This is a genomic window from Priestia abyssalis, assembly GCF_002019595.1.
Taxonomy (GTDB): domain Bacteria; phylum Bacillota; class Bacilli; order Bacillales; family Bacillaceae_H; genus Bacillus_BA; species Bacillus_BA abyssalis.
Genome location: NZ_KV917369.1, coordinates 629,944 through 655,953, shown reverse-complemented (window position 1 = coordinate 655,953; position 26,010 = coordinate 629,944). Strand labels below are relative to the sequence as shown.

Sequence of the window (26,010 nt, the reverse complement as noted above, 5' to 3'; positions counted from 1 at the left end):
AACCATGCCGTTTTTTGATTAGGCCAGAATAAAATAATCTGACCTAATCCTTCTGTTTTTCGTTTCCTTTACATTTGAGCCTGAAATTTATTTACGTCCTGTTTCTGTTCACTTTTAATCGCAGCTTGGGCGGCCGCAAGGCGTGCAAGCGGTACACGGTATGGTGAGCAGCTTACATAATCCAAGCCTGCATCATGGCAGAACTGTATCGAGCTCTTTTCTCCCCCATGTTCTCCGCAAACTCCCATCTTTAACCCTGGCTTTGTTTGTCTGCCAAGCTTTATGCCGGTTTCTATTAGCTTGCCTACACCTTCTTGATCAAGAGAGGCAAATGGATTTTCTGGCAGCACTTTGTTTTGAATATAGGCTTGAAGAAATTTTCCTTCTGCGTCATCACGACTATATCCGAACGTCGTTTGAGTTAAATCATTTGTTCCAAAGGAGAAAAAGTCTGCCTCCCCGGCAATTTGATCCGCTGTTAGGGCTGCTCTTGGAACTTCAATCATTGTCCCAATAAGGTAGTCGTCTTCCTGACCTGTTTCCTCCATCACTTGCAGTCCGGCATTGATGACCAATTGACGCATTTCTTTTAACTCATTGACATGACCAACTAAAGGAATCATAATCTCTGGTTTTACGTCTATTCCTTTCTCCTTTACGTTTGCAATGGCATAAAAAATGGCTTTTGCCTGCATCACGTAAATTTCAGGGTGAATCATTCCCAGTCGGCAGCCTCGATGGCCTAGCATTGGATTAAATTCATGCAACTGACGCACTTTTCTTAAGAGTTGCTCTTTATCCTTCAATTCTTTAAAATTCGACTCGGTCATCTGAAGCTTTGTCACTTCAACAAGCAGTTCTTCCTTATCTGGCAGGAACTCGTGCAAAGGCGGATCCAATAAACGAATGGTTACAGGGTTTCCCTGCATCGCTTCAAAAATTCCTTCAAAATCTTCCTGTTGCATCGGTAATAACTTGTTAAGAGCAGCTTCGCGCTCCTCATATGTTTCAGCAAGTATCATCTCTTGAACGATTGGAATTCGAGCTGCATCCATAAACATATGTTCCGTGCGGCACAACCCAATTCCACCGGCTCCAAACTCCAGCGCTTTTTTTGCATCTTCTGGATTGTCGGCATTTGCTCTGACGCCAAGCTTTCTCTCTCCATCTGCCCAAGCAAGCAGTAATTGAAACTCGTCCGAAAGCTGCGGCTCAATCATCGGCACTTCACCGAACATGATTTCACCAGTTGAACCGTCAATCGTAACTATATCACCTTGGTTGACGATTATATCTCCCACTTTAAACTGTTTCAATTTCAAATCAATATCCAATGATTCGCAGCCGCATATACAAGCTTTTCCCATCCCTCTGGCCACAACGGCTGCATGGCTTGTCATTCCTCCCCGGCTGGTGATGGTTGCCTGTGCAGCAACAATTCCATGAATATCATCAGGTGTTGTTTCCGGACGAACAAGAATAATGCGCTCGCCGTCTTTTGCCAATGCTTCCGCTTCATCCGCGTCAAACACCACTTTCCCTGTTGCGGCACCTGGAGAAGCCGGCAAGCCCTTCGTTAACGGCTTTCGTTCATATGAATCATCAATTCGACGATGGAGCAGCTGATTAAGCTGATCGGGATCTACGCGCAAAATCGCTTCTTTCTTGCCAATAATTTGTTCTTCCACTAATTCAACTGCTATTCTAATCGCTGCTTGAGCCGTTCTCTTACCAGTCCGTGTTTGAAGAATGAATAGTTTCCCTCGCTCGACCGTGAACTCGATATCCTGCATATCTTGATAATGTTTTTCAAGAAGGTGGCAAGTCTCAACGAACTGCTGATAGACTTCCGGCATTTCATTTCGGAGAGTTGCAATAGGATTGGGTGTACGAATGCCCGCTACCACATCCTCTCCTTGAGCATTTATCAAATATTCACCATACAGCTTAGATTCCCCTGTAGACGGGTTGCGTGTAAAAGCAACGCCAGTACCAGAGTCATTCCCCATATTTCCGAAGACCATGCTTTGAATGTTCACGGCTGTCCCAAGATGATCCGGAATTTTGTGAAGACGTCGATAGACAATCGCACGCTGGTTATTCCATGAATCAAAAACAGCCTTGATGGACAGGAACAATTGATCCTTTGGATTCTCGGGAAAAATACTTTTTGTATGCTTCTTGACAATCTCTTTGTATCCTTTAATGACTTCTTGCCAATTTTCTGCCGTCATTTCAGGATCTGAGGAATACCCCTTTTCTTCCCTGACTTCTTCTAAAAATTGCTCAAAATAAAAGCTATCGATATTGAGCACAACATTACTAAACATTTGAATGAACCTGCGGTAAGAATCATAAGCAAAGCGCGGATTTGTTGTAAGCCTTGCCATTCCTTCCACCGTTTCATCATTCATTCCAAGGTTTAAAACAGTATCCATCATCCCCGGCATCGAAAATACGGCACCTGAGCGGACAGAAACAAGGAGCGGATTTATTGGGTCCCCGAGTTTTTTACCTGTTTTTTCTTCAAGGTTATGAAGAGCATCTAATACTTGAAGTTCGATTTCTGTAGAAATAGATTTTCCTTCCTGATAATACGAATTACAAGCCTCTGTTGAAATGGTAAAACCGTAAGGAACAGGTAAACCAATTCGAGTCATTTCAGCGAGATTAGCTCCCTTTCCTCCTAAAAGTTCCTTTTTTTCACTGTTCCCCTCATCAAACATATAGACAAATTTATTCATGATGCCCAACCCCTTTCTTTTTTAATATGGTGAGTATCAATTCCGCCGTCTCTTCCACTGCCTTATTGGAAACATCAATGACCGGACAGCCTATGCGTCTCATAATATTCTCGGCATAATCCAATTCTTCAAGGATACGTTCTAAATTTGCATAATTGGCTTGAGTTGTTAACCCTAAGTTTTTTAACCGTTCCTTACGGATTTCATTCAGCTTATCTGGTGTGATCACTAAACCCACGCATTTATTTCTTGGAATATGAAACACTTCATTAGGAGGTGTTATTTCCGGCACTAACGGTACATTTGCCACCTTAAACCCCTTATGGGCCAAATACATGGAAAGCGGTGTCTTTGATGTCCGGGAAACCCCAATTAATACAATATCTGCACGGGTGATCCCCCGCAGATCACGCCCATCATCATATTTCACCGCGAACTCAATTGCCTCTACTCTTCGGAAATAGTCATCATCTAATTTCCTCATTAATTTTGGTTCGTATTTAGGAGTTTCATTAAATTTTTCAACAAACGCTTCCATAAGCGGATTCATTAAATCAACTGCAATGACTCCTTCTTCCCGTGCCTTTCGATCAAGGTATTCCTTTAAGGATGGGATAACAATCGTGTAAGCGATGATGGCGTTACTATATTTCGAGGCAACAATGACATTTTTTACATCTTCGCTGCTCTCTACATAGGAGACTTGTCGGATTTCAACATGTCCCCCATTAAATTGAGATGCCACTGCTTTTACAATCAACTCAGCCGTTTCGCCAACCGAGTCAGAAACTACATAGACAATTTTTTTCTTATTCACATCCAGTCTCCCTATTCCTTTAAGTTTTGTTCATTTAATCATTTCAGCTGCTATTGGACCAATAGTCATCAGGTCATCTGATATTTATGAAGAGACCATCTTATATGTACTTTATTCTCTTGCAGCAAATAATGAATCTACTTGACCATTAATCAATATACTTGCTGGACCAACCATGTTTCAGCATTGTCCTTGAAAAAGTAAAGAGTATCTCCCTCCAATCTTGATCCGCAACATGCCTGTATTTATAAAATAGATAAATAGGCTGTTGCTTTAATTTTTGTAATGGTTACTTGTCAGTGACTTGCTTAACGATGCTTGACTGCCTATATGTGTTATACTTTTTAATCCAGAAAACAAATATGTGACATACTATTTTATTAAATGTATATTACCATGGGTTGTAACTAGATACAATACCTTTTTTCTAAGCAATATCGTTTAAAAATTGGTTCTATCACAAAAACTCCCAAGCAATTGCGATTAATCTATAAATCTTGAGTATTCACATATACATCCTTTTTTGATCCAGCAGTATCCGTATAGTAAGGGTTAATAGACTGCCCGCCATCAACTTAAGTTTTTGTACCAGAACTAAAAATTAAACATTGATAAATTTGTAAACAGTGATTCAACATTTTTTGAATTTTTCGTGAACAACAGCTATTAACTATTTTAGCTATGCCATGTTAAAACATCCTTATATTCTATAAATCCAGAGATTTTTGATTGCCTAAAATCGGTGTTATGTTAACTAAGAATGCGCAAGGTATATACATTTATAACTATATGTATTCTACATATATATGTTATAATTATGATTGATTTTCAGTAAATTAGCTTAATATAAGGAGAATTTATATGAGCTTATTTAATTCCATTGCCCCAGCTGTTCAGGTAAAAGTATTTGGAAGTCAATATGAATTAAATAGTTGGCTAGAGCAACAGAAAGATACACAGATTATAGATATTAAATTTACATCTATGATTATTATTGATGAGTCTGTTATAAGAGATTGTTTCTTAGTAATCTATAAATAATAACTTAACACTCTTTTTAGAATAGTGGTCTTATAACCACTTTCTTTATTCCTTCTATCACTGTTAAATTAACTACTTGTGTATAGAGAAAAGGATATTAAGGTTCTAGTTTTCTAAAAGATTATATTTGAATCAGAACCTTTAGACAAATAAAGGAAAGAAATATATATTTGTTATCAGGAAAGAAGAAGGAGAGGAATAGTAATGGATATAAAACGTCAGAACGTTGATTTTGGTAATTCAATCTTTCAAACTCTGGTGGATGGCTATTATTTTGAGATTCCAACAAATGTAGTAGAAATAACAAAGGATAAAGCAGCCGGTCACTTTCCTTCAGCACTACATGAACCCGAATTACTTCTTCAAAGTTTGCTAATTTCAACTACAATTGACGGAGTAGAGAAGTATTATCTAGTAGGGGATGCAGCAGAAAAACAGGTGTTAGGAAACATACATATAAACAAGTTGCATGATAAAACTGAATCTGAAATTCCATATGTGATGTTCCTGGCTTCAATTGCTTATTACAGTGTACTAAAAGGAAAAGACAAAGAAGATAACAGAGTTAACATAAACTATTTCTCAACCATGCTTCCAATTTGGTTACTTAAGAAAACGAACAAGTTCAGTGAAGTGCAAAATAAAATGGCCTGCCGATTTGAAGGAGAGCACAAAGTTACTATATTGACTCCAGGATTAGAAAAAGTTGTAACCATACACGTTGAAACAAGCAAATGCCGTATTGAAAGTGAAGTTGCTCGTTGGGCTATTAAAAAAGATTTTGATTTACAAGATAGGGAGGAAGCAAATTCATTCAAAAATTTTGAAACCTTAATTGTGGATTTAGGTGGAGGAACCGTTGATCTTGCATTGCTTCCTGCTGAGCTTCAAGTTCCTAAGAGTAGGGATTCATTGAACTGCTTCACAGATATTTCGTATTTGAAACACATTGAAAAACTAAGAAGTGAAAAATTGCTCGAGTATTTTGATGATGTTCGTTCATTAGAAGAATTCATTATCAATAACATCGAAAAACCAAAAATGGAGCAAAGGGATGGAAACAGCGGTAAAAAAGTAGATCTCACAGAGCAAATCCATGAGTCACTAAGGGAATATACTCAAATTTTAATCACTAAGATTGAAAATACATTCCCATCACCGAAAGATAAGATCTATAAGTATGTTTATATTGGTGGGGTAGCTCCAATCCTTAAACGATTTATCCAAGAATTGATCGATAACATGTATGGGGAGGAAATTAGAGAAGAAAACCATATTTTCCTGCCGGATACAAGAAAATTAAATTTGTATGGACTTGAAATTCTAAGCAGACATGAAACAAATGCAGTTTACGCCTAAGAAGAGGAGGAGAACGTATGAGCAACCAAAATAAACGCCTCGATGAAGCGTTAGTTGATAGATTAGACAACGTGTATTCTCATCTAGGTGTTCAGATGGCTGCACCATTTTACATACTATCTAACGTTTTTCTTACAGTTGGTAATCTTTCAACGGATGTGGTCGGATTAATGAGCAAGAAAGCAAGCAATAAATATGAACGTGAAATGTTTGCTATAAGAACTTCTGAGATGCCTCCAGAGGTTTATTCATTTCTTGAGCAAAAAGCACAAGCAAATGAGTTGCGGGATTATGTAACGAAACTTGTTGAACAGGATTTACATAAACCAGACAAAGAAGAGTTCCGAGCGTTATTTGATTCATTTCGTGACGAGTTTTTAGGTGAGATTAACTTACTTAAAAAGGAACTTGCTTTACGTCCTGTAGCTGCTGATTATAATGGATTGAAATCTGCGCAAGCAAACGAGTTGCGGGATTATGTAACGAAACTTGTTGAGCAGGATTTGCGTAAACCAGACAAAGAAGAGTTCCGAGCGTTATTTGATTCATTTCGTAACGAGTTTTTAGGTGAGATTAACTTACTTAAAAAGGAACTTGCTTTACGTCCTGTAGCTGCTAATTATAATGAGTCGAGACCTGTTGTTGACCATGAAGAAGTTGATGATTTCAAAGAAGGTCAATTACTTGAAAGCGATCGAGTCACTGGAACAATTAAAGAAGTTATAGATGTAGATTTCTAAATAACTGCTTAATCAATGGACAAATAGAAAGCCTAGATTCCATGAGTAGGATCAGGCTTTTTTTCTTTCTATGATATTGTTAGCCTATTATTTAAAATAAAGAAGAGAAAATATTTCTTAGTTTCATAAAGTATACGTATAATTAGGATTATACGCATAATTGATGTGATTAAGTGTTGATGTTAACATGTTACTGTTTTAGTTTATATTTTCTATTTTCTTAAAATTGAATTATTTAAAATGATATATTTAAGACGCCTGGATAAAATTATCCGAGCGTCTTTACATCTTCAAATTAAAAATTGAGTGATTTCTACTTCGTAAATTACCTATTATTAAATTGACTCCTTCTTTAACTGCTATTCATGGAAAACATCAAAATAACCCCAAATATTTTCCAAGGAATCTAATCGTTTATAGAAGTCTTCCTTCTTTTCCTTTCCAACAAATATAATTAAAGCATTTATCAAACCTAAAGGTGCCACAAACGAGTCAATAAATGATGGCATTTGACTTACAGCAATAAGTGAAAGATCAGCGTGTGGAATAAGAGGAGATAGTAAGTTATCTGTTATTGCAATGGTTGTAGCTCCTCTTTCCTTTGCGTAAGAGAACATTTGTATCGTGCTGTTTGTATAGCGTGCAAAACTAATAGCAATAACAACATCTTCTTTATCCAAACCATACCACTTTTCAGATAGAGTCTCCACCGAGTGAATTAATTCGACATGATCCAATATCATATTTAGATAATATTGAAGAAAGACAGCTAATGACATGGCACTCCGATGGGCCACAATGTAAACTCTTCTTGCTTTTAATAAATGTTCTATGGATTTATGGAAATTATCTATATCTAACTTTTCCATAGTTAACTTGATATTTTCAATATCATTTTGGAAAATATCATAAACTCCTGCTTCTTTTCTATAAACTTTGTCTGATAGCTTTAGTCTTTCTGATGTCGTTAACTGTTGTTGAACAGAATTTTGCAGATATTGTTGAAGTTCAACATAGCCAGAATAACCAAGAAACGTAGCAAATCTTACAATGGTAGCATCACTGACACCAATAATTTTTGCTAACTTTTCTACAGTTAAAAAAGGAACTGTATTTTGATTCTCTAAGATATACTTGGCAATCCTTACGTGAGATTTACTCATTTGTCCAATTGAGGAGGCTATATGTTGATATACGTTTTTATTCATCTAAAAACCCTCCTTTCACCTTAAAATTTTATACTGAAGGCAGCAAAAAAGCTATATAGTTATTGGACCTTTTAATATGACAGGCTGCAGATAATCTCATCATACAGCCTTCAATTTTATTAAATTTATTATTTTAATACTCTTTTTAAAGCTTTATCATGGGCTTCAACAGTACGTTGAATATCTTCTAGTGTATGAACAACGGACAAAGAATAACGATTAAGAGGTTTTATATAAATTCCTAACTTTAGTAATTCATAATCTATTTTCTTTCTCAGCTTCGTGTCCACATAACTCATTTCACGGTAATTCTGAATCGTACCTTCTCCTAAAATAATATTAAAGATACTACCCATTCCGACGGTTTGCATCGTCACACCATGATTCCGATACACCTCTTCCAACCCTGAACGCAATGTTTGCGTATTCTCAAATAAAGCATTCATGGTACCTTCTTGTTCCAACACATTAATCGTTGCCAAACCTGCCGCCAACACAGTTGGATGACCATTGTATGTACCACTATGGAATAATCCATCTGTTTTATTGGCATTTTCAGCACCTGCTGTTAAAATATCGCGTGTTTCATTAGGAGCACTAATCATCATAATTTCACGTTTTCCACCAATCGCTCCTATAGGGAATCCTCCACCAAGGACTTTCCCTAAAGCGGTTAAATCAGGTTTAATTCCATAAACTTTTTGTGCTCCTCCAATGGATAATCGAAACCCTGTTTTTACTTCATCGAAAATCAAAAGGACCCCGAGCTCCTCTGTAATCCTACGAAGGCCAGTCATAAATTCTTGCTCAGCTGGAATAAACCCACCTTGAATTGGTTCTAAAATAACTCCAGCGACTTCAGTTGCATGCTTACGAAGAATTTTTTCGGTTGCTTCTAAGTCATTAAAAGGGAGAATAATAGTATTCTCTACGTAATAGTCAGGAATTCCTTGTGATTCTGGTACCGTATTAGGAGTAAGAGCATCACCTGCTTTTTCCATGTCAGGGTTTACACTTAAAAGAACCTGATCATATCCCCCATGATAATGCCCCTCAAACTTCGCTAATTTTGGTTTTCCTGTGTAAGCCATAGCTGTACGGATAGCCAGTAGTGTGGCTTCTAAGCCAGAGTTAGTATAACGAACCATGTCAATTCCTGGGTACAATTCAACAAGTTTTTCAGCCAATGCTGTTTCTGCACGATGAGGAGTTCCAAAGATTGTTGTTCCGCTTTCTTGCATTTGTTTCATAACTGCTTCAAACACTTTTTCATGTCCATGACCTAAAATTAGGGCACCATAGGATAATAAATAATCGACATATTCATTCCCATCCACATCGTATAATTTGCTGCCGTTTCCTTTTTCCATAAAAATAGGATGTGGAGCAATGTATTTGATATTCGCTGTCACACCGCCGGGAATAACTTCGCACGCCTTTTCAAATAATGACGCTGATTGTTTCATATTTTCCGAGATTAAAGACTCGTCTTTGATCATTTTCATTATCCTCCGATTTCATCGTGAAATAAACTCTTCATATCTTATTAAAAAATGAAGCAAATATTACATTTTGTTCCCAGGATATAAACTCATATCATATTCAGCCAAATAAGGAATTCTAGCTCTTGTTTCAGAGATTTTTGCAGCGTCCACTTCACCGATGATAATATCGTTGTCTTCTCTCAAGGCTTCACAAAGCACTTCGCCATCGGGTGCAACAAGCTTAGATTTCCCACAAGCCCCTTCTTTAACGGCATTGACTCCTAAAACATACACTGTATTATCTAAAGCACGCGCTGGCAGTTGGATATCCCATCGAGTTTCAGCGCCAAAGCTCCAAACAGAAGGGACAATAATGAGCTCTGCTCCCTGAAGTGCCAATATTCGGCTAGGCTCAGGAAATTCTATATCATAACAAATCAGCACTCCAATTTTCCCCAAAGAAGTTTGAACAACTTCATACTTTCTTTCTCCATTTGTAAAAATACCTTGTTCTCTTCCCCATAAGAATGACTTACGGTAGGTATAGAGAATTTCTCCGTTTGATTCTATAACAGCTAAAGAAATATAGAGATTGTCTTCTTCTTTCTCAATAAAAGGAACAACCATGACGATGTTATTTTCTTTTGCAGCAGATCGAAAAAGTTCAATTATCGATCCAGATAGAGATTCTCCAAAAGGTAAAAATTCCTCCTTTGATAAATAATAACCACTTGGCCACACTTCAGGTAAAACTGCCAACTGAGCTCCCATGTTAACCGCTTCTTCAACCATCTTTAAACTTGTTTGAATGTTTACTTCTAATTGATTAGGCACTGAGTGCATTTGAATTCCAGCCACTTTAAACACAATGAACACCTCAGACTTATTTTTTATAGGACTTTTCTTAAAAAGGATTGTGTACGTTCGTTTTTCGGGGTTAAGAATACGTCTTCTGGTTTTCCCTCTTCCATAATGATTCCTTGATCCATAAAAATGACTCGGTCACAAACCTCACGGGCAAATCCCATTTCATGAGTGACTACGACCATTGTCATGCCTTCTTTAGCCAATTCCTGCATAACAGTTAATACTTCCCCTACTAATTCAGGATCAAGTGCAGAAGTAGGTTCATCAAACAACATAATTTTCGGATTCATCGCTAAGGCACGAGCAATAGCAACACGCTGTTTTTGTCCACCCGATAATCGAGAAGGATATTCATCTGTTTTATGTTCAAGCCCTACTTTTCTCAATAATTCAATCCCTTTTGCTTTTGCTTCTTCCTTCGAAACTTTATTAACCTTCATAGGAGCAAGCATAATATTTTCAATTACTGTCATATGCGGAAATAAGTTAAATTGTTGAAAAACCATCCCTACTTCAGTTCTTACTTTGTTTATATCTATTTTAGAATCAGTTAAATTCACTCCATTGATTAGGACTTCTCCCGAAGTGACTTCTTCCAATAAATTAATGCAGCGCAGAAACGTACTTTTTCCAGAACCTGAAGGACCAATGATGGAAACAACTTCACTGTCATTAATCGTACAATCAATTCCCTTTAGAACATCTATGTTCCCGTAACTTTTGTGTAAACTATTGACTTCAATCGTCATTGTACATTCAATCTCCTTTCAACAAAGCGTAAAACCAATGAGATGGTTACTGTCATAATTAAATAGAGGAGAGCTACCATGGTGTAAATTTCAACAGCACGGAAATTGGATGAAACAACAATCGTTCCTTGTCTCGTTAATTCCCCTACACCAATAGCAGTAAGGAGAGATGTATCTTTAAGACTGATAATAAATTGATTGCCTAATGAAGGAAGCATATTTTTAAATGCTTGAGGCCATACAATATAGTAAAATGTCTTTAGCCGAGAAAGTCCTAGTGATCTACCAGCTTCTACTTGTCCTCGATCAACGGATTGAATAGATCCTCTAATAATTTCAGCGATATAAGCACTCGCATTAATAGCGATTGTTCCGATTCCTGCTACTAAAGGATCTATCTTTGTTCCAAGAATTAAAGGGATGGCGAAATAAATATATAATGCCTGAACCATGATGGGTGTCCCTCTAATTATTTCTACATAAAGCGTGGCTAAACTAAAAACAGCTTTGTTTTTCGCCGTTCTACCAATCCCTACTACTATAGCTATTAAGAAACCTATTAATATACCAGCTATTGATATAAGAATAGTAAACTTAACACCTTCTAACAAAATCGGCAATGCATCGATGGCATAGCTCCAATCTAATGTAAAACCACTGTTCACTGTCATTCCTCCTGCTTTTTATTGTAGTGAAAAATAGTGCAGTAAAGAGCTACTACACTATTTTCTTAAAATAATGTTATTGAGCAGGCTCTTCTCCAAACCATTTTTTATATAATTCGTCATAAGTTCCGTTTTCCATTACTGCACTAAGGGCAGCATCGATTTTATCTGTTAATTCACTACCTTTAGGGAAAGCAATGCCAAACTCTTGACCTTCTAATAAACCACCAACTGTTTTTACTTTTCCTTCTCCAGCTGTTTTGATGTAATAAAGAACGTTAGGAGAATCAAAAACTACAGCGTCAGCAGAACCTTTTTCAAGCTCCATGTAAGCCTGGTCAATGTTAGGGAATGGAACAACCTTACCAACACCTTCTATTTTCGTCGCATAATCAAAGCTGGCTGTCCCTTGCTTAGTTGCAATCACTTTCCCTTTTAAATCTTCAACACCATTAATATTTTTTTCATCTGCCCGAACAAGAATGGATGTTCCAGCATTGTAATAACCACGGCTAAAATCGATAACTTCTTTTCTTTCATCCTTAATCGTGATACCTGCAATGGCCATATCAAGATTTTGAGTTTGTAATGCAGGAATAATACCATTAAAATCCATCGGTTTTAATTCATATTCAATCCCTGCCTGTTCGGTAATTGCTTTTAATAAATCGATGTCAAATCCTACATACTCTCCGGTTTTTTCATCTAAATATTCAAAAGGCATATAACTTGTATCTGTACCAACTATTATCTTTTGTGGTGTACTTTCTTCTGTAGGTTCTACGGCAGTAGAAGAACTTTCACCACTTGATTCTTTGTTTGTTCCACATCCAGCTAGACTGCCAATGCATATTAATAATAATAATAAAAATCCATACCTTTTTAAAATATGCTTCATTTTATAATCCCCCTTGATTATTTTTTACTGAAAATTAATAATATTCTTTATATTTATTAGTTTGACATACAATGATAAATCCCTCCTATTTATGAAATAAAAATTTCAAATTAATAATTGATTTGAATAATTTATTTCATAATAGACCGAAAATATTCTAGAAACACGATTTATGTAAGGTCTTCTTACATATTTTCAGGTAAATTATAATTTTTATCTTAAACAGATGGTTACTGACTTTTGGTTTTCAATCTAGAGTTTCAAAGAAAAAACCTTAGAGTCTAAAGGCCTGTAACATTGCCAGAGAGCAATTGTAATGGTCTTACTCCAACTTCCTTTTTAATTCTCAACATGTATTATCAAAAAAACGTCACTATAGATGAGAGTCATGATTCTACTAGTCCTATTCTTTATGCTATTTCTTTCTAATGTTTAAGCAGATGGTTCAAAACAGCTATCACCTCACTCCCCCTGCTTTCCATCAATGTACACTTCTTTAAATTCGTCTTGAGTATTTGGTCTTCCAAAAGCTGTACCACTTTGCTGTGACTCTCTTTTTTTATCTTTCGTAATTTATCTGAAATTATATGTCACCTCTATCAGGGTCATTTGATTGTGTCGTCCTTAAAGGTATACCTTTACAAACAAAACCTGTGAAGCTATCAAACTCAGTAAAATCAAGTTTAAAAAGGTGGTGAAATTATTTTATAAACGTTTATATTTTTGACACACCTTTTTAAACGAAAGCAGTATAAGGGCCAGTTGTTGGTTCATAAAAAATATTGATTAAAACAGGCTCTTAAAATATTTCACGAGGGCGCTTTTTTAAGAAAGCTTTGGCCGATCTCTTTTTTTTATATCTTATTAAATTAGAGCCTTCCCGTTTACTTTAAGTAAAATTCTTCACAATCTACTTCGTAAGTCTGACTAGGAAAAGGCAATCCCTTATTTACAATAGTAAGATAGTTTAAAATTCTCTTTTACCTTTTAGTTCAAAAAGGTATTAGAACCAATACAATAAAAATGCCTTAGAAAAGAAATAAAGGAAAAATTGAAAGTTATTAAATCGAACCATTGTATAATATCTAAATTTCTTTGCAAAATATGTGATTGGGTATGCAAAGATAGCATGTGTAATTCCATTGAGTAAAATAAACCATTTAAAATTTCCGTGAGTCCACTTCAGAAACCACATTGAGATTGCTAAAAATGGACCAATTTCAAAGGGCAACTCCCCAAAAAGGAAGGATTTAGGTTTATTAAAGAAAACCCACCACCTTTGTTTCTTCCCATATCTTGCATGAAGCGTTTCTACGAAAAAAATAAGGATGGATGCGAGAAGAAATCTTTTTATGTTGCGTGACCCTAATAGGGGTAGTGTTAACCACGATAGTAAGACCATAGCAACATTAACTAATCTTTGAATTTTTATTGTCATAACTTTATCATTCCTTCCTCAAAGACTTGCTTCCCTTTTTCTTGTTAAAGTATCCAATAAACAACATCTATATGTGTAAGTATTTTTCAACAAAACTCCCCCGTTTGTTCAATAAAAAAGGTGGCACGACCTATTTGAGTAATGCCACCCGTTAGCCAACCATGAGGCTATGCCTCACCACAGAAAACGCAAAAAGATTATGTTCTTACATGGTTGAACAAGATAGAGCTATCATAAATCCAAATAAATTTCCCATAATATCTATTCTGTCAGACAAACTTCAGCCTCATTACATTTGGAATTACTAATGGAAATTCCAAATGATAATTTCATTTTTCATCGGAATACTTTTGTCTTTTTTTCTAATAATAAAGTTATCTGATTTGATGGAGGGGCTTACATGCAGAGAGATTTAAATTCAAGATTAACATCTTCTGAAATCGCGGTAATCTGGAGTAGTTATCAAAACAACAGTTTTGCTATTTGCATTCTGAAATATTTTTTAGCTAATGTTGAGGATCATGAGATAAAGTCGGTATTACAATTTGCACTAGATATATCAGTTAAGAATTTTAATTATAGTAAAGAAATTCTAAAAAACGACAATCAACCACTGCCAATTGGATTTACTGATGAGGATGTTAGCCCCAATGCCCCACGCTTATTTTCTGATTCGTTTTATTTATATTATCTTAAAAACATGTCAAAAGTTGGATTATCTATTTATGGTGTAGCCTTAGCAACTAGTGCTCACTCGGATGTCCGTGCTTTTCTAAATCAAGCAATACAATCTTCAATCGATTTATATAATAAAACAGCAGAAACGTTATTATCAAAGGGATTATTTGTAAGACCACCTTATGTTACAACACCCAATCATGTTGACTTTGTTGAAAAAAAGAGTTATTTAGGCGGAATACTAAATTTAACTCACAATAATAGACCTTTGAATGTTATAGAAATTACTCATATAGAAGCAAATGTTGAAACGAACTCCTTAGGTAAAGCTCTTTTGGGAGGTTTTGCTCAGGTTGCTAAGTCTAAAAAAGTTCGAAACTATTGTCTAGAAGGGAAGGAAATTGCTACAAAACATGTGCAAGTTTTTACTACTCTTTTAACTGATGATGACCTTCCATCACCAATGCCATGGGATTTGGAAGTAACGGATTCAACAGTATCGCCATTTTCTGATAAATTAATTATGTTTCATACATCTTTAATCATTGCATCAAGTATATCAAATTATGCAACTGCTTCAGCAGCTTCCTTAAGAACAGATATTGCAACTTCTTATGTTCGCCTAACAACAGAAGTTTCTCAATTTGCCAAAAATGGTGTCGACATAATGATTAAAAAGGCCTGGTTAGAACAGCCTCCCCAAATCCCAGACCATAAAAGGTTAGCAAAAGAGTAGTGTTAATACATAGTACATTAATAGTGAAATGATGGAAGTAGGTGTTAAAGATGTGGAAAAGAGTTCGACTGAAAAATTATTCTGGTCAATAGCGTTACCAGGATTTGGGCAGATTCTGAATCAAAGATATATAAAAGGTATAACCTTAATTCTATTAGAATTCTTGGTAAATATCCAAGCTAACTTTAACCTAGCAATCCTTTTAAGTTTTCAAGGGGATATTCCTTCTTCGATTGAAGTAACCAACTATCAGTGGCTTATGTTTTATCCATGCCTATACTTTTTTTCGATATGGGATGCTTTTAAAGATGCTGGTGGAGGAAAAGACCCATTTTCTTTTCTTCCATTCGTATTTGCAGCGTATTTTGTTACTATTGGTACAATTTATTCTGGAGAAATGACAATTTTTGGGGTATTGTTTGGACCAGTTTTTTTACCAATGATATTTGTCATCCCTGGTGTTTTTATAGGTTTAATTGTAAAAAAATACATTACATTCTTCGTAAAATAAGAACGCTATAATAAGATGAGAGCTTTAGCGTTCTTTTTTGACATGGCATTTATAATAAATGTTTTGAGAATGAGTTCCTCCGCAATATGGCCTGTTTGTTGAATAACGAATAAGACATAATTTATCTCCTTAAACTTTCTGTACACGGATTATTACCGACATACAGTGTTCAGAAAGTCACTATTTTCTGGACACATCAAGTTCATTATTAGTTTCGTAGATTTTTTCCTATAAATCTGTCCAAAAACTCTGTTCATAAATCTATGTTCAGATAATCCCCCTTTGTTGAAAAAGCATCTGCTTTAACCTAAGCAGATGCTAATTTTTTGACGAGTTTCTTCCCATTATATAGATTTATTTTTGTACTCCTTCTTCATACTCCCTGACAAGTTTATAAAAGGTCGTCTTTTTTAGACCTACTTCCTGCATAGCCTTCACAGCTGTCATCTCTCCTGCTTTCCATCGATGGTACACTTCCTTAAACTCATCTGTTACCTGAACTTTTGGCCGGCCAAAAGCTGCACCGTTTTGCAAAGCCATATCAATTCCTTCACGCTGCCGTTTTCGAATTCGATCTCGTTCTTCCTCTGCCATCCAAGACAGGATCTGTAGAACCAAATCCGCAATGAAGGTACCAAGACTGTCTTTAAATTGAGTAGTATCCAACAACGGCATATCCAAAACCACGATGTCCGCCTGAATATTTTTCGTAATGTCATTCCACTCATGAAGTATCTCTTCTTTGTTCCGTCCGAAACGATCGAGTGAATGAATGTAAAGGACATCCCCCTTACGAATGATGCGCTTCAATAATTGATACTGGACACGGTCAAAATCTTTTCCACTTTGTTTATCCGTAAAAATGTCCCGTTGGTCAACTCCCATTTTTTTCATGGCTTCAAGTTGTCGACCTTCATTTTGATCTTTACTGCTAACTCGTATGTATCCAAATTTCCGAACGTCCATTTTTTACTCCCTTTCCTGCTCATTCTATCTTTTATTCTATCAAAAACGTTTGGAAAAGTGATAGGAAAATCACGGACGTTCGTAAATTATTTTTATACTTAAACGAACGTAAAAAATATTCGTTTTTGGGCAAAAAATACCCGTTCGGAAAAGTGCACTTTTCCGAACGGGTATAATAACCATCCTCATGAAGAATCTAAAACAAATCATCTTTCATGAATGAAAAAAACAGGGGTAACCCTGTTACATTTTTTATAGTTCCTTAAATTCGGTTTTATTTATCTTTGCTTGGTGTTTTAGTTTCAATATTTATTTTCCTTATCTATATTTAACAAGCTATTTGTTTTTCTGCCAAATGGACTCTAACTTGTTCACTGTTAAAGAAATTAACAGTACATCTCCATTTTTTGCAAATAGCTCCAGACCTTCACTTGAGGGATCAGGAAAAATTTGATCTGTAATCACTATCTCACCATTATTTCCGAACACTTCAACAGATGAATGGTCCACAAAAATGTGTAATTTTATTCGATTATCTACAGGATGCAGCGTGGCCATATGCTTACCTGCAAATTGTTTATTAAATTGATCTTGTCCAGAATTAGTTCTGTCCACAAACAGCTGATTGCGTACTGCGTCATACCCGATAATGGTTTCTTCATTTTTTCCTTTTCTTACTTTAAAACCAAACTCGGAAGCAGAGCCTAATTCAAATTCAGCTGTAATTTCAATCGTTTTACCGCTTATATCTGAAAGCACATTTTTACCGGGGTTTATCCTTTTATTCTTCCATTTATATGGATTTTGCTCAATTCTCTGTAACTCTTTAACAGGAGTTTGAACCAGTTTAATTCCTTCTCCTGGAAATGTTTTTAACGTTAGTTCTCTAGGAAGAGACATGGCACCTCTCCACGGATGAGTCGGGATAGATTCAGCATATTCCCAATTGTTCATCCAGGCAATCCAAATCTCCCGGTTTTTTGTATTAAACCATGTTTGAGTCGCATAAAAGTCTTTGCCATAATCAACCCAGCGAATTTCATCAGGAGGATGGTCATTGACAAATTTTATGCCGTCAAATTCTCCAATAAAGTATTGTCCTCCAGAACCGCCCGCAACAGCTCCAGGATTGATATCAACCTGCAATACCCATTTGGTATTGTTCGGATCCCCATTCACAGGGAGTATAAATAATTCCGGGCACTCCCAAACCCCTCCATGAGCTCCTTCATTTTCTCCAAATTTACTCATGTATTTCCATTCCCTCAAATTCTTGGAAGAATAAAATCTTACATGATCGCCTGCAGCCAGGATCATTACCCACTTTTTCTCTTTCTCATACCAGATAACCTTTGGATCTCTAAAGTCTTTTATCCCTGGGTTCGGAAGAACTGGATTTCCCTTGTACTTAGTCCAGGTTTTTCCCTCATTCGTGCTATAGGCTATACTTTGTTGCTGAGTATCCCCCGCACTAGTATATATTGCAACCAAACCACCGGACTTTGCTTTAAATAGTCCACTTGTATTATGCTTGTCTACGACAATGCTACCGGAAAAGATCATTCCAAGCTTATCAGGCTTTAAGGCAACAGGGAGATGCTTCCAGTGGACAAGATCCTTGCTTACCGCATGTCCCCAACTCGTGTTCCCCCCCTTGTTACCATAAGGGTTATATTGATAAAACATATGATATTTTCCTTTATAAAAAACCAAACCATTGGGGTCATTCATCCAATTTTTTTCTGAAGTAAAATGAAATTGAGGACGGTATTTTTCTGAGTAATAACCAGTGGAATGGTCTTTCCATCTTGCATCGACTTTAATCCCATTCATACTAAAAAATGTTGTAAAAACCGCCAAAATTACTATAACAGCGACAATGCTATTCATTCTCAAAATCTTCATAATTTTACCTTCCTTTAAAAAGTGTTATTTCGAAACAAAAAAAACAAAACCGTTAACCCTCAAACAAAGTGTCAAGGCAGATAGCTATCTGTTTGTATTTAAATAAATTTTCTTCAAAAATAGGTTTAACTTTTAAATTAAATTTTATTAACACATGTTCGAGCCAGCTTTATTATTAGCTCATGTACGTAAAACGATTACAAACATGAGTATTAAAACTAAGGATAAACTTTATAGTGAGGAAATAAATTCCCCTTATTACTCTAAAAAGGTGTGATCGGTATGAAAAAATAAATTTTTTTCAAATGGAATCATTATCAGCGGTGTACATACGGTACAACTAAGTTTTCATGATTTGGTGGAAATGATCAAGGAACGTGGCTTATCCGTGGCTCACACAACGATTATGCGTTGGGTACATCCATATGGTCCACAATCCATCGTCATCTCAAACAAACGAATGACTCGTGGAGAGTAGATGACATCTATAATAAATAACTCTACTGGAACAAACAATCAAATAAAAACTTACTTCAGTAAGGGGTCCCGACGTCAAAACGCGGATATTATACGTTAAGACAAATATTGTAAAAAACGTGTGTTTTGGTCTATGAATCTTACCAAAAACGGTTATCAGAGTAGGGTTTCGGTTATTTGTTTTTGGTTTTACTTTCAGTGATAGAAAAACAAATCAAAAATAGCAATGAAAAATGTACTTTTAAATTAACCAAAAACGAGGGTTTATGGTGAAAAAAGTGCTTAGCATAGGAAAGTTAACATTTCATCTTCAAGAAAATATCTTAGCGTATAATATCCGCGAAATGTCGGCGCTACCCCATGCCCATCAAGCTAACGATGTAAATGACTAGGTACGAAATCATTCTTGTTTCAAAACGAGCGAGTGATGGAAAAGTAGGCATGCCAAAGAAGCCTATTAAAATACGATTTTTTTGCTAGGCAGCTTGTTGTCCATGTTTCACTGTCGTTTCGTACACAATCCCTAGAATATCAAAGACGGTCTTCTTTTTATATCGATGACATTTACGTCCATTTTTCTTAAGCGATCGATAGAGACGATGGAGAATCATGACAAGTTCATTTGGATCACCTGTTATGGCCCGAAATAATAACGGAAAGTAATCTTTAATCATATAAATCGCTTTATATTCGCTCGGCTCTTACTTCTTCTTTTCAAGTAGAAGTTGTCGCATCTGAAACATGGTGGAAGAACAAAGAAGAATGCCAATGAGTTGTCCATATAAATGGCACTCTAGGCGTTCTTTCTTGATGGTTTTACATTCATCGATTTCAAAGAAGGACTTCCATGTTTTAAATAAAATCTCAATCTGCCAGCGTAACGAATACAACGAGTGCACATAGGTTGTCGGTACTTCTTTGGGTAGTGTGTTCGTGATATAGACGTTGATCCCCATGAGCTGCTTACTTTTGTCCCTCATGACAATGCCTTTCTTTTTCTCGCGTACAGCTTGGTTTTTCAGACGTGTTTCGGTTTGATCATTGGTTAATCGATGAATGATGACACGTGTCGGTAATTTCTGAATCTGGCCAATGTAAGCTTCCAAAATTTCCATGGTCTCACCTGGTTCCAGTTCCTTCATGATGTGTGCCATATCGAGCTGAATATATTCCGTTTGCTTTTTCAATGTGCCATTTTTGAAATATTCTGGCTCAGGGTTCTTGATGTAAATGCGTGTATTTAGCTTTAACCGTGAGATATAGTAAGCTTCCTTCCCATGAATGGCTTGTAAATCTTGCAAGTCAAAATACCCTAGGTCACGCAGACATAAATCACCTGCCTCCACACTTTCTAAACAAGTCGTGCCATAGGTTTTGTCATTATTTTTCCCCGGCCCTAGCTGTACGTTTAAAAATTGTCCACTCAGTAAATCGTATTCCAATTGGATCTTCACACCAGCCGTATTACTACTTCCACCTGAACCTTGATAGTCAGTGGAGAAGGAATCAGGTAGCTGAAACACCGTCGCATCTAAAATCCGAATACGTTCGAAGGTAGATAGTATACGGGAAGATAGCGATTGTGTCGCACAGAGTTTCTGTGTTAAAAGTAAAGTAAAGACTTCTCGGAGGAAGGCGACAGCTGCTGGATTAAAGCGTTGATTCAGACCTTCTGGGCTCATGAGTACGCCCGTCGAAGCCTCTAACCGGCTACATAGTTGCGTAAGTGATGTACGAGCGACTTCTTGGCTGAACCAAACACAAAGGGCCATGAGTTCATCTGCTTGATACTTATTCGATCGCTGTACAAATCCAACTTGTCTAGCGATGTCTTGTAGGACTATGGGAGATAGAAGACGTTGTAATTCTTGTGAAAATAGATGTAATTCTTTAGAAAGCGAGAGATCCATGAAAAAGCGTCATCCTTTTCAAGTATTTTACTGAAAGGATAACGTTTTTTCATTTTGGGGGAAATTTATTTCTTTAGCTTGATGGGCATGCGGCGCTACCCCAGTAATAAAAAGCTTAACCTTAAAGTTCAATTTTCCAGTAAGGATATAGGTCATTAATTATATAATACTGTTCTTGATCCCTGTCATTAGCTTGATGGGAAGGCGGTCGCATCCTATTTATACCATTGAGTTCACATAAAACCTTAGCATAATGGCTAAATTATGTGGGAAAACTTTGTTCTTCATTCTTACTTGGACATCATCTTTCCTTCATATTTAACGAAAAGGTATTATTTGATATCTTTCCTTAAGGGGTATGATTTTTTTGAAAGTATTATTGATCTTTCTTCTATTGATTTTACTTATTCATCTCATTGACTTTACTTTTCAACTTTTAATTGGCCTCAAGGCGAACACTGCCATTGAAATTATTGTTAATCACTACCTGATGATGAATATAGCAGAATACATTATTTTGATTTGTTTACTCTTATTTTTCTTAATGACTGTCATTTATTCTTTTTATAAAAAAAGAGCGTAAATAGAACATTAGTGCGAACTAAAGCGCTTACGAATTAATGCTACTATCAATAACAGAAAGGGTATGATCACTGTTATTGGAACATGAACATAAGGAGGGAGCAATCCCGCCCCAATCTTGATATGTTCAGCAAAGTTGCCTGCAACTGTCAGTGATGCTAATAATATGATAATTCCGACGGGAAAAACAAGCGTTTTATGGTTCTTTACCTTAAACAGATCCGCTGTTCCAATGACGGTGGCATAAAAAAAATGCCAACCTTAAAGAAATCCCCGATAATAAGCGTCAGAAGAACAATAGGATCTAAGCGTTCAATAAATTCCATGAGACTTACTCTTCTAATGGTCTCAAATAAGGCGAAATTAGATCGGGTGAAAACATCAGCGCCAAGAACTGAAATATTCAGCATAATCGTAAAAGATAAGGTGACCGCACTAAAAAGAACAGCGGACAATCCTACTTTCATCACTGATCGTGGGTTATTTAAGTAAGGTAAAATCAAGGTAAAAGTCAGCATTTCCCCCCATGGTACGACGAACAAACTTGGAAACGAATCAGAGAGTACTCTTTTCAATCCATTTTCCATAATGGGAGATAACTGATTGAGAGCTACCTTGTTTGACAATAAAACTGAAATAATCCCCGTAATGCCTAACCCAAAAATGATCACAAAAGAAAGTTCGGCAACTCTCCCTAGAACTTCAATCCCAAGGCGCAAGACATAAATCATGGTAAGAATCATCATGACATGTATGATAAATAACGGTGTTTCAGTAAACATGGATGCTGTAAGCAACTCTCCATAATCACGAAGATCCCGTGCAGCCCCATGGATAAAATAAATAATGAAGGCTACTCCCAATAGCCAGCCAATCCATTTTCCTGCTATTTGTTGAGCATAAAGGATGAGGGAGAGATTGGGATAAAGCCGATATAGGGAACTATAGACCATAAATATCAGTGTTCCTCCGAAAAAACCACCAAGTAGAATGGCCAGCCAGGCATCTCGTTTTGCTTCCGCACCATAGCTGACTACGATGGATGTACCAAGGGCAAATAAAACGATAAGACAAAACATTTGCAACGCGTTAATCTTTCCATTTTCCATCGGAATCAACCTTCCTTTTTTGACTCACACATTCGCTGGTTTATCCAACTCTCTATAGATTCCAGGTTAGAAGATACTATTTGTTCTTAAGCGGTTGGTTACGCAGGCCGGAACGACGAATAGACACATCTGCCTTCACTTCAACTTCCATTTCACTAAAATGGTTTTTCCAATCCTTCCCCCATTTTTTCCACTGTTCTGGGTGAGAACGATGAATGGCAGCTCCAAAGCCAAAAACATCGCTTTGATGATTTTGGGCAACACGGATGGCAGCTTCAGCCTCTTTTTTAATTCTTTTTTCCACTTTCTCTTGGATCCTGGTAATTTCATGAGGATCTGCCAAATCAATGAAACACCCCGTTTCCCCTACGCTTGCCTCAGTTCTTATCATAACTTGAATTCTTGGTCTTCCATTTTTCATTTGTGAATGAATCTGAGCTTTTGAACGAATTATTTCAACACTAATACGATCTTCTTTATTTTTACACTTAACATTAACAACAGTGGTTTTAACTTTTCCCAGCACCCATAATAACCCCCGGGCTGAACGATCTTTTAGCCAGCCTTGGAGTTTTCCGCCGCGAAAAAGGGCAATAGCATCAGTTGCAATAACTGCCTTCGGTTCAATCTGTTTAATATTGTCAGCCTGTGCCGCTTGAGGACTTCCCATCACTTTTACACCACCGATAAACGGCTCTTTTCCTTCTGTTCCAATGGCTTTGATTATATCGTCAATATCGGCTCGAATAGTAAAGGCCGACCTCTTTTCAGTCATCTTACTTTTCTCTAACAGGCCATTAGACGGAATTTTTTCAATTGGCGTCATAATACTAAGAACAGTCTTTGCCTCCATTCCTTTGGCAATTAAGATGGTGGTTAGAGGACGCATTTCGTGATCTCTCTCGAAAATGTCCCAAAAATCCTTTAGCCCGTCTTTTGCCACATCTTCACTAAAAACAAACAAACGCGTATGGGGGAAAAACAATTGACTCGGTATTTTTTGAGAGGCTCCACGGACCGCTTCGAATAATGTTTTTCCCTTTTGTGAAATAATGGTTACAGGGGCTTGTTCACCTCCCCCTCCTCCTTGGACAGAAGATACCTGACGTGGGATAATAATTTGGAACGTAAAAAGATAAGTATCTTTATCTGGTACTTTATCTACCCCTACACTCGTAACCATGGCAATGTCACCTAATTCTTTTTGGTTCCAACACCCCGTAAGAAATACGATGACAAATAGAAAACACAAAAATATGGACATCACCTTCAACCAATTAAGTTTCATATCAATCAGCTCTTTACCAATACTCAGGACTTCGGTAATTGAATTCTCTTTTTTATGATTCGTGGTAAGCATTTTTTCCTAACGGTTCTCCTTACTGTCTTGGTCTAGAAGTGAAAATGGAAAACGAAGAACAGCATCCTTATGTCCTGCTAAATAAAAAGGAGCAAATGGAGATAAATAATGAACCCCGAATGACTGCAAGCTGCATAAATGGGCCGCCATGATTAAATATCCTAACGCGATTCCATAAAGCCCTGAAAAGGAAGCCAATATCATGAATATAAATCGAAGTATTCTAGTAGCGTTCGCCATACTGTATGAAGGAATGGCGAAGTTTGAAATAGCTGTCAGTGCAACGACAATAGTCATAGTAGGGGAAACAAGCCCTGCAGATACAGCTGCTTCACCAATGACTAAAGCGCCGGCAATGGAAATGGTTGGTCCAATCGCTCGAGGGATACGAATTCCAGCTTCCCGCAAAATTTCAAAAGTGAACTCTAATAGCAGTGCCTCAATAATAGCCGGATAAGGAACTCCTTCACGCTGGGCAATAAGACTGATTAAGAAATTTGTCGGGACAATTTCTTGATGATAAGTAATCAATGCAATATAAATTGGCGAGCTGAATATGGAAAAATGAAAAGCTATGTATCTTAATATCCTTATTAAACTGCTGATACCATAACGTAGAGTATAGTCTTCAGATGTTTTGAAGAACTCGGAAAATGCGCTGGGGACAAGGAGCGCAAACGGTGTTCCTTCTACGAAAATGGCTACTTTACCTTCTAATAAATTCCTAGATAACTGATCAGGTCTTTCCGTAGTAAATACGGTAGGAAATGGCGTAAGCGTTTTTTCCTCAATCAATTCTTCAATATGATTGGATTCCAAAATGGCATTGGTATCAATTTTCTCCAATCGCCGCTTAACTTTAGTCAGGGTTTGGTCTTTTGCGATGCCTTCTATATACATGATGGCTACATCCGTATTAGATATGTCACCCATTTTCATCTTTTCTACTCTTAGTTTTCCATTTTTAATCCGCCGACGAACCATCACCGTATTGGAGCTAATCGATTCAATAAAACCTTCTTTGGAACCCCTTACCACCGTCTGTGTGGTCGGTTCTGATATCGCTCTATAATCACTGCCCGTTGTACTAATGTTCAATGCATCATGATAACCGTCAAATAATATAATCGTATTTCCATCCAATAGTGACGAAATAACTTCTCCCCAATGACTAGTAACTTTTGTACTTCCGGTAGTTAAAGCCATTTCTTTTGTCAAATCAAAGGTGTTTTGGATATAAGATATATGATTGTTCTCTATTTCAACGAATTCAGATGATTCAGCTATTAAGGAATGAGAATGAGTAATGAATTCATTGACAAGTTCATCATCCGCTAAGCCTTCCATGTAAATCGCTGCCACTTCGACTTTCCTCGGTCTGCCGATTATGAACTTCCGAATAATTAAGTCAGCAGTGTTCCCCAATTCATGTTTAAGAATATGTAAGTTCTCTTGTAAATCGATATTTAGTTGACCTTCACTAAGGTGGGAATCAGTTGGATTAATGAAAGGGCCCTTTTTTCTGTTTTTGTAAGATTTCTTCCTAAACATATCCAGATAGTACACCCCCTTATCTCTGTTCTATTTTTTTACATTATTTCCGATTATATACTTGTCTCTCTATAAAGTATCTTGAGTAAAGGAAAGTTGACCATTTGCCCTTATTACTTACTAACCTTTATGGCGTTACAATACCTTCAGATAAAGTGTCTGTTAAGTGATTGCTTAAACCCGAAAACAGTTACTTTAATACGTTTACCAGGAAT

Annotated in this window: 18 protein-coding genes and 3 pseudogenes; 7 read left to right on the top strand and 14 right to left on the bottom strand. The window is 36.7% G+C overall.

Annotation, left to right across the window (positions count from 1 at the left end; translation table 11 throughout):
• Positions 1 to 68: 68 nt before the first annotated feature.
• Positions 69 to 2,744: a pyruvate, phosphate dikinase gene (gene ppdK / locus BK575_RS03155; RefSeq protein ID WP_078408870.1), complete on the bottom strand. Its 2,676-nt coding sequence runs from the start codon at positions 2,742 to 2,744 to the stop codon at positions 69 to 71.
• Positions 2,737 to 3,561 carry a pyruvate, water dikinase regulatory protein gene (locus BK575_RS03150; protein WP_078408869.1) on the bottom strand — a complete coding sequence of 275 codons (825 nt, stop codon included), beginning with the start codon at positions 3,559 to 3,561 and terminating at the stop codon, positions 2,737 to 2,739. The genes ppdK and BK575_RS03150 overlap by 8 nt, the downstream gene beginning before the upstream one ends.
• Positions 3,562 to 4,422: 861 nt before the next feature.
• Here BK575_RS03150 and BK575_RS03145 point away from each other — a divergent pair.
• From BK575_RS03145 to BK575_RS03135, 3 genes are all read left to right on the top strand, one after another.
• Positions 4,423 to 4,602, top strand: coding sequence for a hypothetical protein (locus tag BK575_RS03145; RefSeq protein WP_078408868.1), 180 nt, complete (start codon positions 4,423 to 4,425; stop codon positions 4,600 to 4,602).
• A 204-nt stretch (positions 4,603 to 4,806) separates the two neighbouring features.
• Entirely contained in the window at positions 4,807 to 5,961 is a 1,155-nt protein-coding gene (locus tag BK575_RS03140) for a ParM/StbA family protein (protein WP_078408867.1), read from the top strand.
• A gap of 17 nt (positions 5,962 to 5,978) precedes the next feature.
• Positions 5,979 to 6,701 carry a hypothetical protein gene (locus tag BK575_RS03135; RefSeq protein ID WP_078408866.1) on the top strand — a complete coding sequence of 241 codons (723 nt, stop codon included), beginning with the start codon at positions 5,979 to 5,981 and terminating at the stop codon, positions 6,699 to 6,701.
• A 359-nt stretch (positions 6,702 to 7,060) separates the two neighbouring features.
• Here BK575_RS03135 and BK575_RS03130 read toward each other — a convergent pair whose 3' ends face one another.
• The 6 genes from BK575_RS03130 to glnH form a co-directional block, all read right to left on the bottom strand.
• Entirely contained in the window at positions 7,061 to 7,909 is an 849-nt protein-coding gene (locus BK575_RS03130; protein ID WP_078408865.1) for a MurR/RpiR family transcriptional regulator, read from the bottom strand.
• Positions 7,910 to 8,037: 128 nt separating this feature from the next.
• Complete coding sequence (locus tag BK575_RS03125) at positions 8,038 to 9,408, bottom strand: aspartate aminotransferase family protein (protein WP_407984335.1); 1,371 nt, start codon at positions 9,406 to 9,408, stop codon at positions 8,038 to 8,040.
• A gap of 66 nt (positions 9,409 to 9,474) precedes the next feature.
• A complete protein-coding gene (locus BK575_RS03120; RefSeq protein WP_078408863.1) occupies positions 9,475 to 10,260 on the bottom strand; it encodes a nitrilase-related carbon-nitrogen hydrolase in 786 nt (261 codons plus the stop codon).
• A 23-nt stretch (positions 10,261 to 10,283) separates the two neighbouring features.
• A complete protein-coding gene (locus BK575_RS03115) occupies positions 10,284 to 11,009 on the bottom strand; it encodes an amino acid ABC transporter ATP-binding protein (protein WP_078408862.1) in 726 nt (241 codons plus the stop codon).
• Positions 11,006 to 11,674, bottom strand: coding sequence for an amino acid ABC transporter permease (locus BK575_RS03110; RefSeq protein WP_235867293.1), 669 nt, complete (start codon positions 11,672 to 11,674; stop codon positions 11,006 to 11,008). Before BK575_RS03110 ends, BK575_RS03115 begins: the two co-directional genes overlap by 4 nt.
• 76 nt (positions 11,675 to 11,750) lie before the next feature.
• The gene (glnH, locus tag BK575_RS03105; RefSeq protein ID WP_078408860.1) at positions 11,751 to 12,572 is read right to left on the bottom strand and encodes a glutamine ABC transporter substrate-binding protein GlnH; all 822 of its coding nucleotides are present in this window, start codon (positions 12,570 to 12,572) and stop codon (positions 11,751 to 11,753) included.
• A gap of 1,838 nt (positions 12,573 to 14,410) precedes the next feature.
• Here glnH and BK575_RS03095 point away from each other — a divergent pair.
• Complete coding sequence (locus BK575_RS03095) at positions 14,411 to 15,424, top strand: DUF3231 family protein (protein WP_078408858.1); 1,014 nt, start codon at positions 14,411 to 14,413, stop codon at positions 15,422 to 15,424.
• 52 nt (positions 15,425 to 15,476) lie between these two features.
• Positions 15,477 to 15,935, top strand: a complete 459-nt coding sequence (locus tag BK575_RS03090) for a hypothetical protein (RefSeq protein WP_235867292.1) — start codon at positions 15,477 to 15,479, stop codon at positions 15,933 to 15,935.
• Positions 15,936 to 16,289: 354 nt separating this feature from the next.
• Here the strand turns inward: BK575_RS03090 and BK575_RS03085 are convergent, their stop codons facing one another.
• Entirely contained in the window at positions 16,290 to 16,901 is a 612-nt protein-coding gene (locus BK575_RS03085; protein ID WP_078408856.1) for a recombinase family protein, read from the bottom strand.
• 336 nt (positions 16,902 to 17,237) lie between these two features.
• Positions 17,238 to 18,806: a glycoside hydrolase family 32 protein gene (locus BK575_RS03080; protein WP_407984334.1), complete on the bottom strand. Its 1,569-nt coding sequence runs from the start codon at positions 18,804 to 18,806 to the stop codon at positions 17,238 to 17,240.
• Positions 18,807 to 19,100: 294 nt separating this feature from the next.
• Between BK575_RS03080 and BK575_RS03075 the strand changes: the two are divergent.
• Positions 19,101 to 19,301, top strand: a pseudogene (locus tag BK575_RS03075) (IS6 family transposase); the annotation flags it as partial.
• A gap of 458 nt (positions 19,302 to 19,759) precedes the next feature.
• Here the strand turns inward: BK575_RS03075 and BK575_RS03070 are convergent.
• Positions 19,760 to 21,193, bottom strand: a pseudogene (locus BK575_RS03070) (IS4 family transposase).
• Positions 21,194 to 21,560: 367 nt separating this feature from the next.
• Here BK575_RS03070 and BK575_RS03065 point away from each other — a divergent pair.
• Positions 21,561 to 21,776: a hypothetical protein gene (locus BK575_RS03065; protein WP_078408855.1), complete on the top strand. Its 216-nt coding sequence runs from the start codon at positions 21,561 to 21,563 to the stop codon at positions 21,774 to 21,776.
• An 8-nt stretch (positions 21,777 to 21,784) separates the two neighbouring features.
• Here the strand turns inward: BK575_RS03065 and BK575_RS03060 are convergent.
• From BK575_RS03060 to BK575_RS03050, 3 genes and pseudogenes are all read right to left on the bottom strand, one after another.
• Positions 21,785 to 22,884, bottom strand: a pseudogene (locus BK575_RS03060) (GerAB/ArcD/ProY family transporter).
• A gap of 76 nt (positions 22,885 to 22,960) precedes the next feature.
• Complete coding sequence (locus tag BK575_RS03055; RefSeq protein WP_078408853.1) at positions 22,961 to 24,244, bottom strand: Ger(x)C family spore germination protein; 1,284 nt, start codon at positions 24,242 to 24,244, stop codon at positions 22,961 to 22,963.
• 6 nt (positions 24,245 to 24,250) lie between these two features.
• Complete coding sequence (locus BK575_RS03050; protein ID WP_078408852.1) at positions 24,251 to 25,795, bottom strand: spore germination protein; 1,545 nt, start codon at positions 25,793 to 25,795, stop codon at positions 24,251 to 24,253.
• Positions 25,796 to 26,010 lie beyond the last annotated feature (215 nt).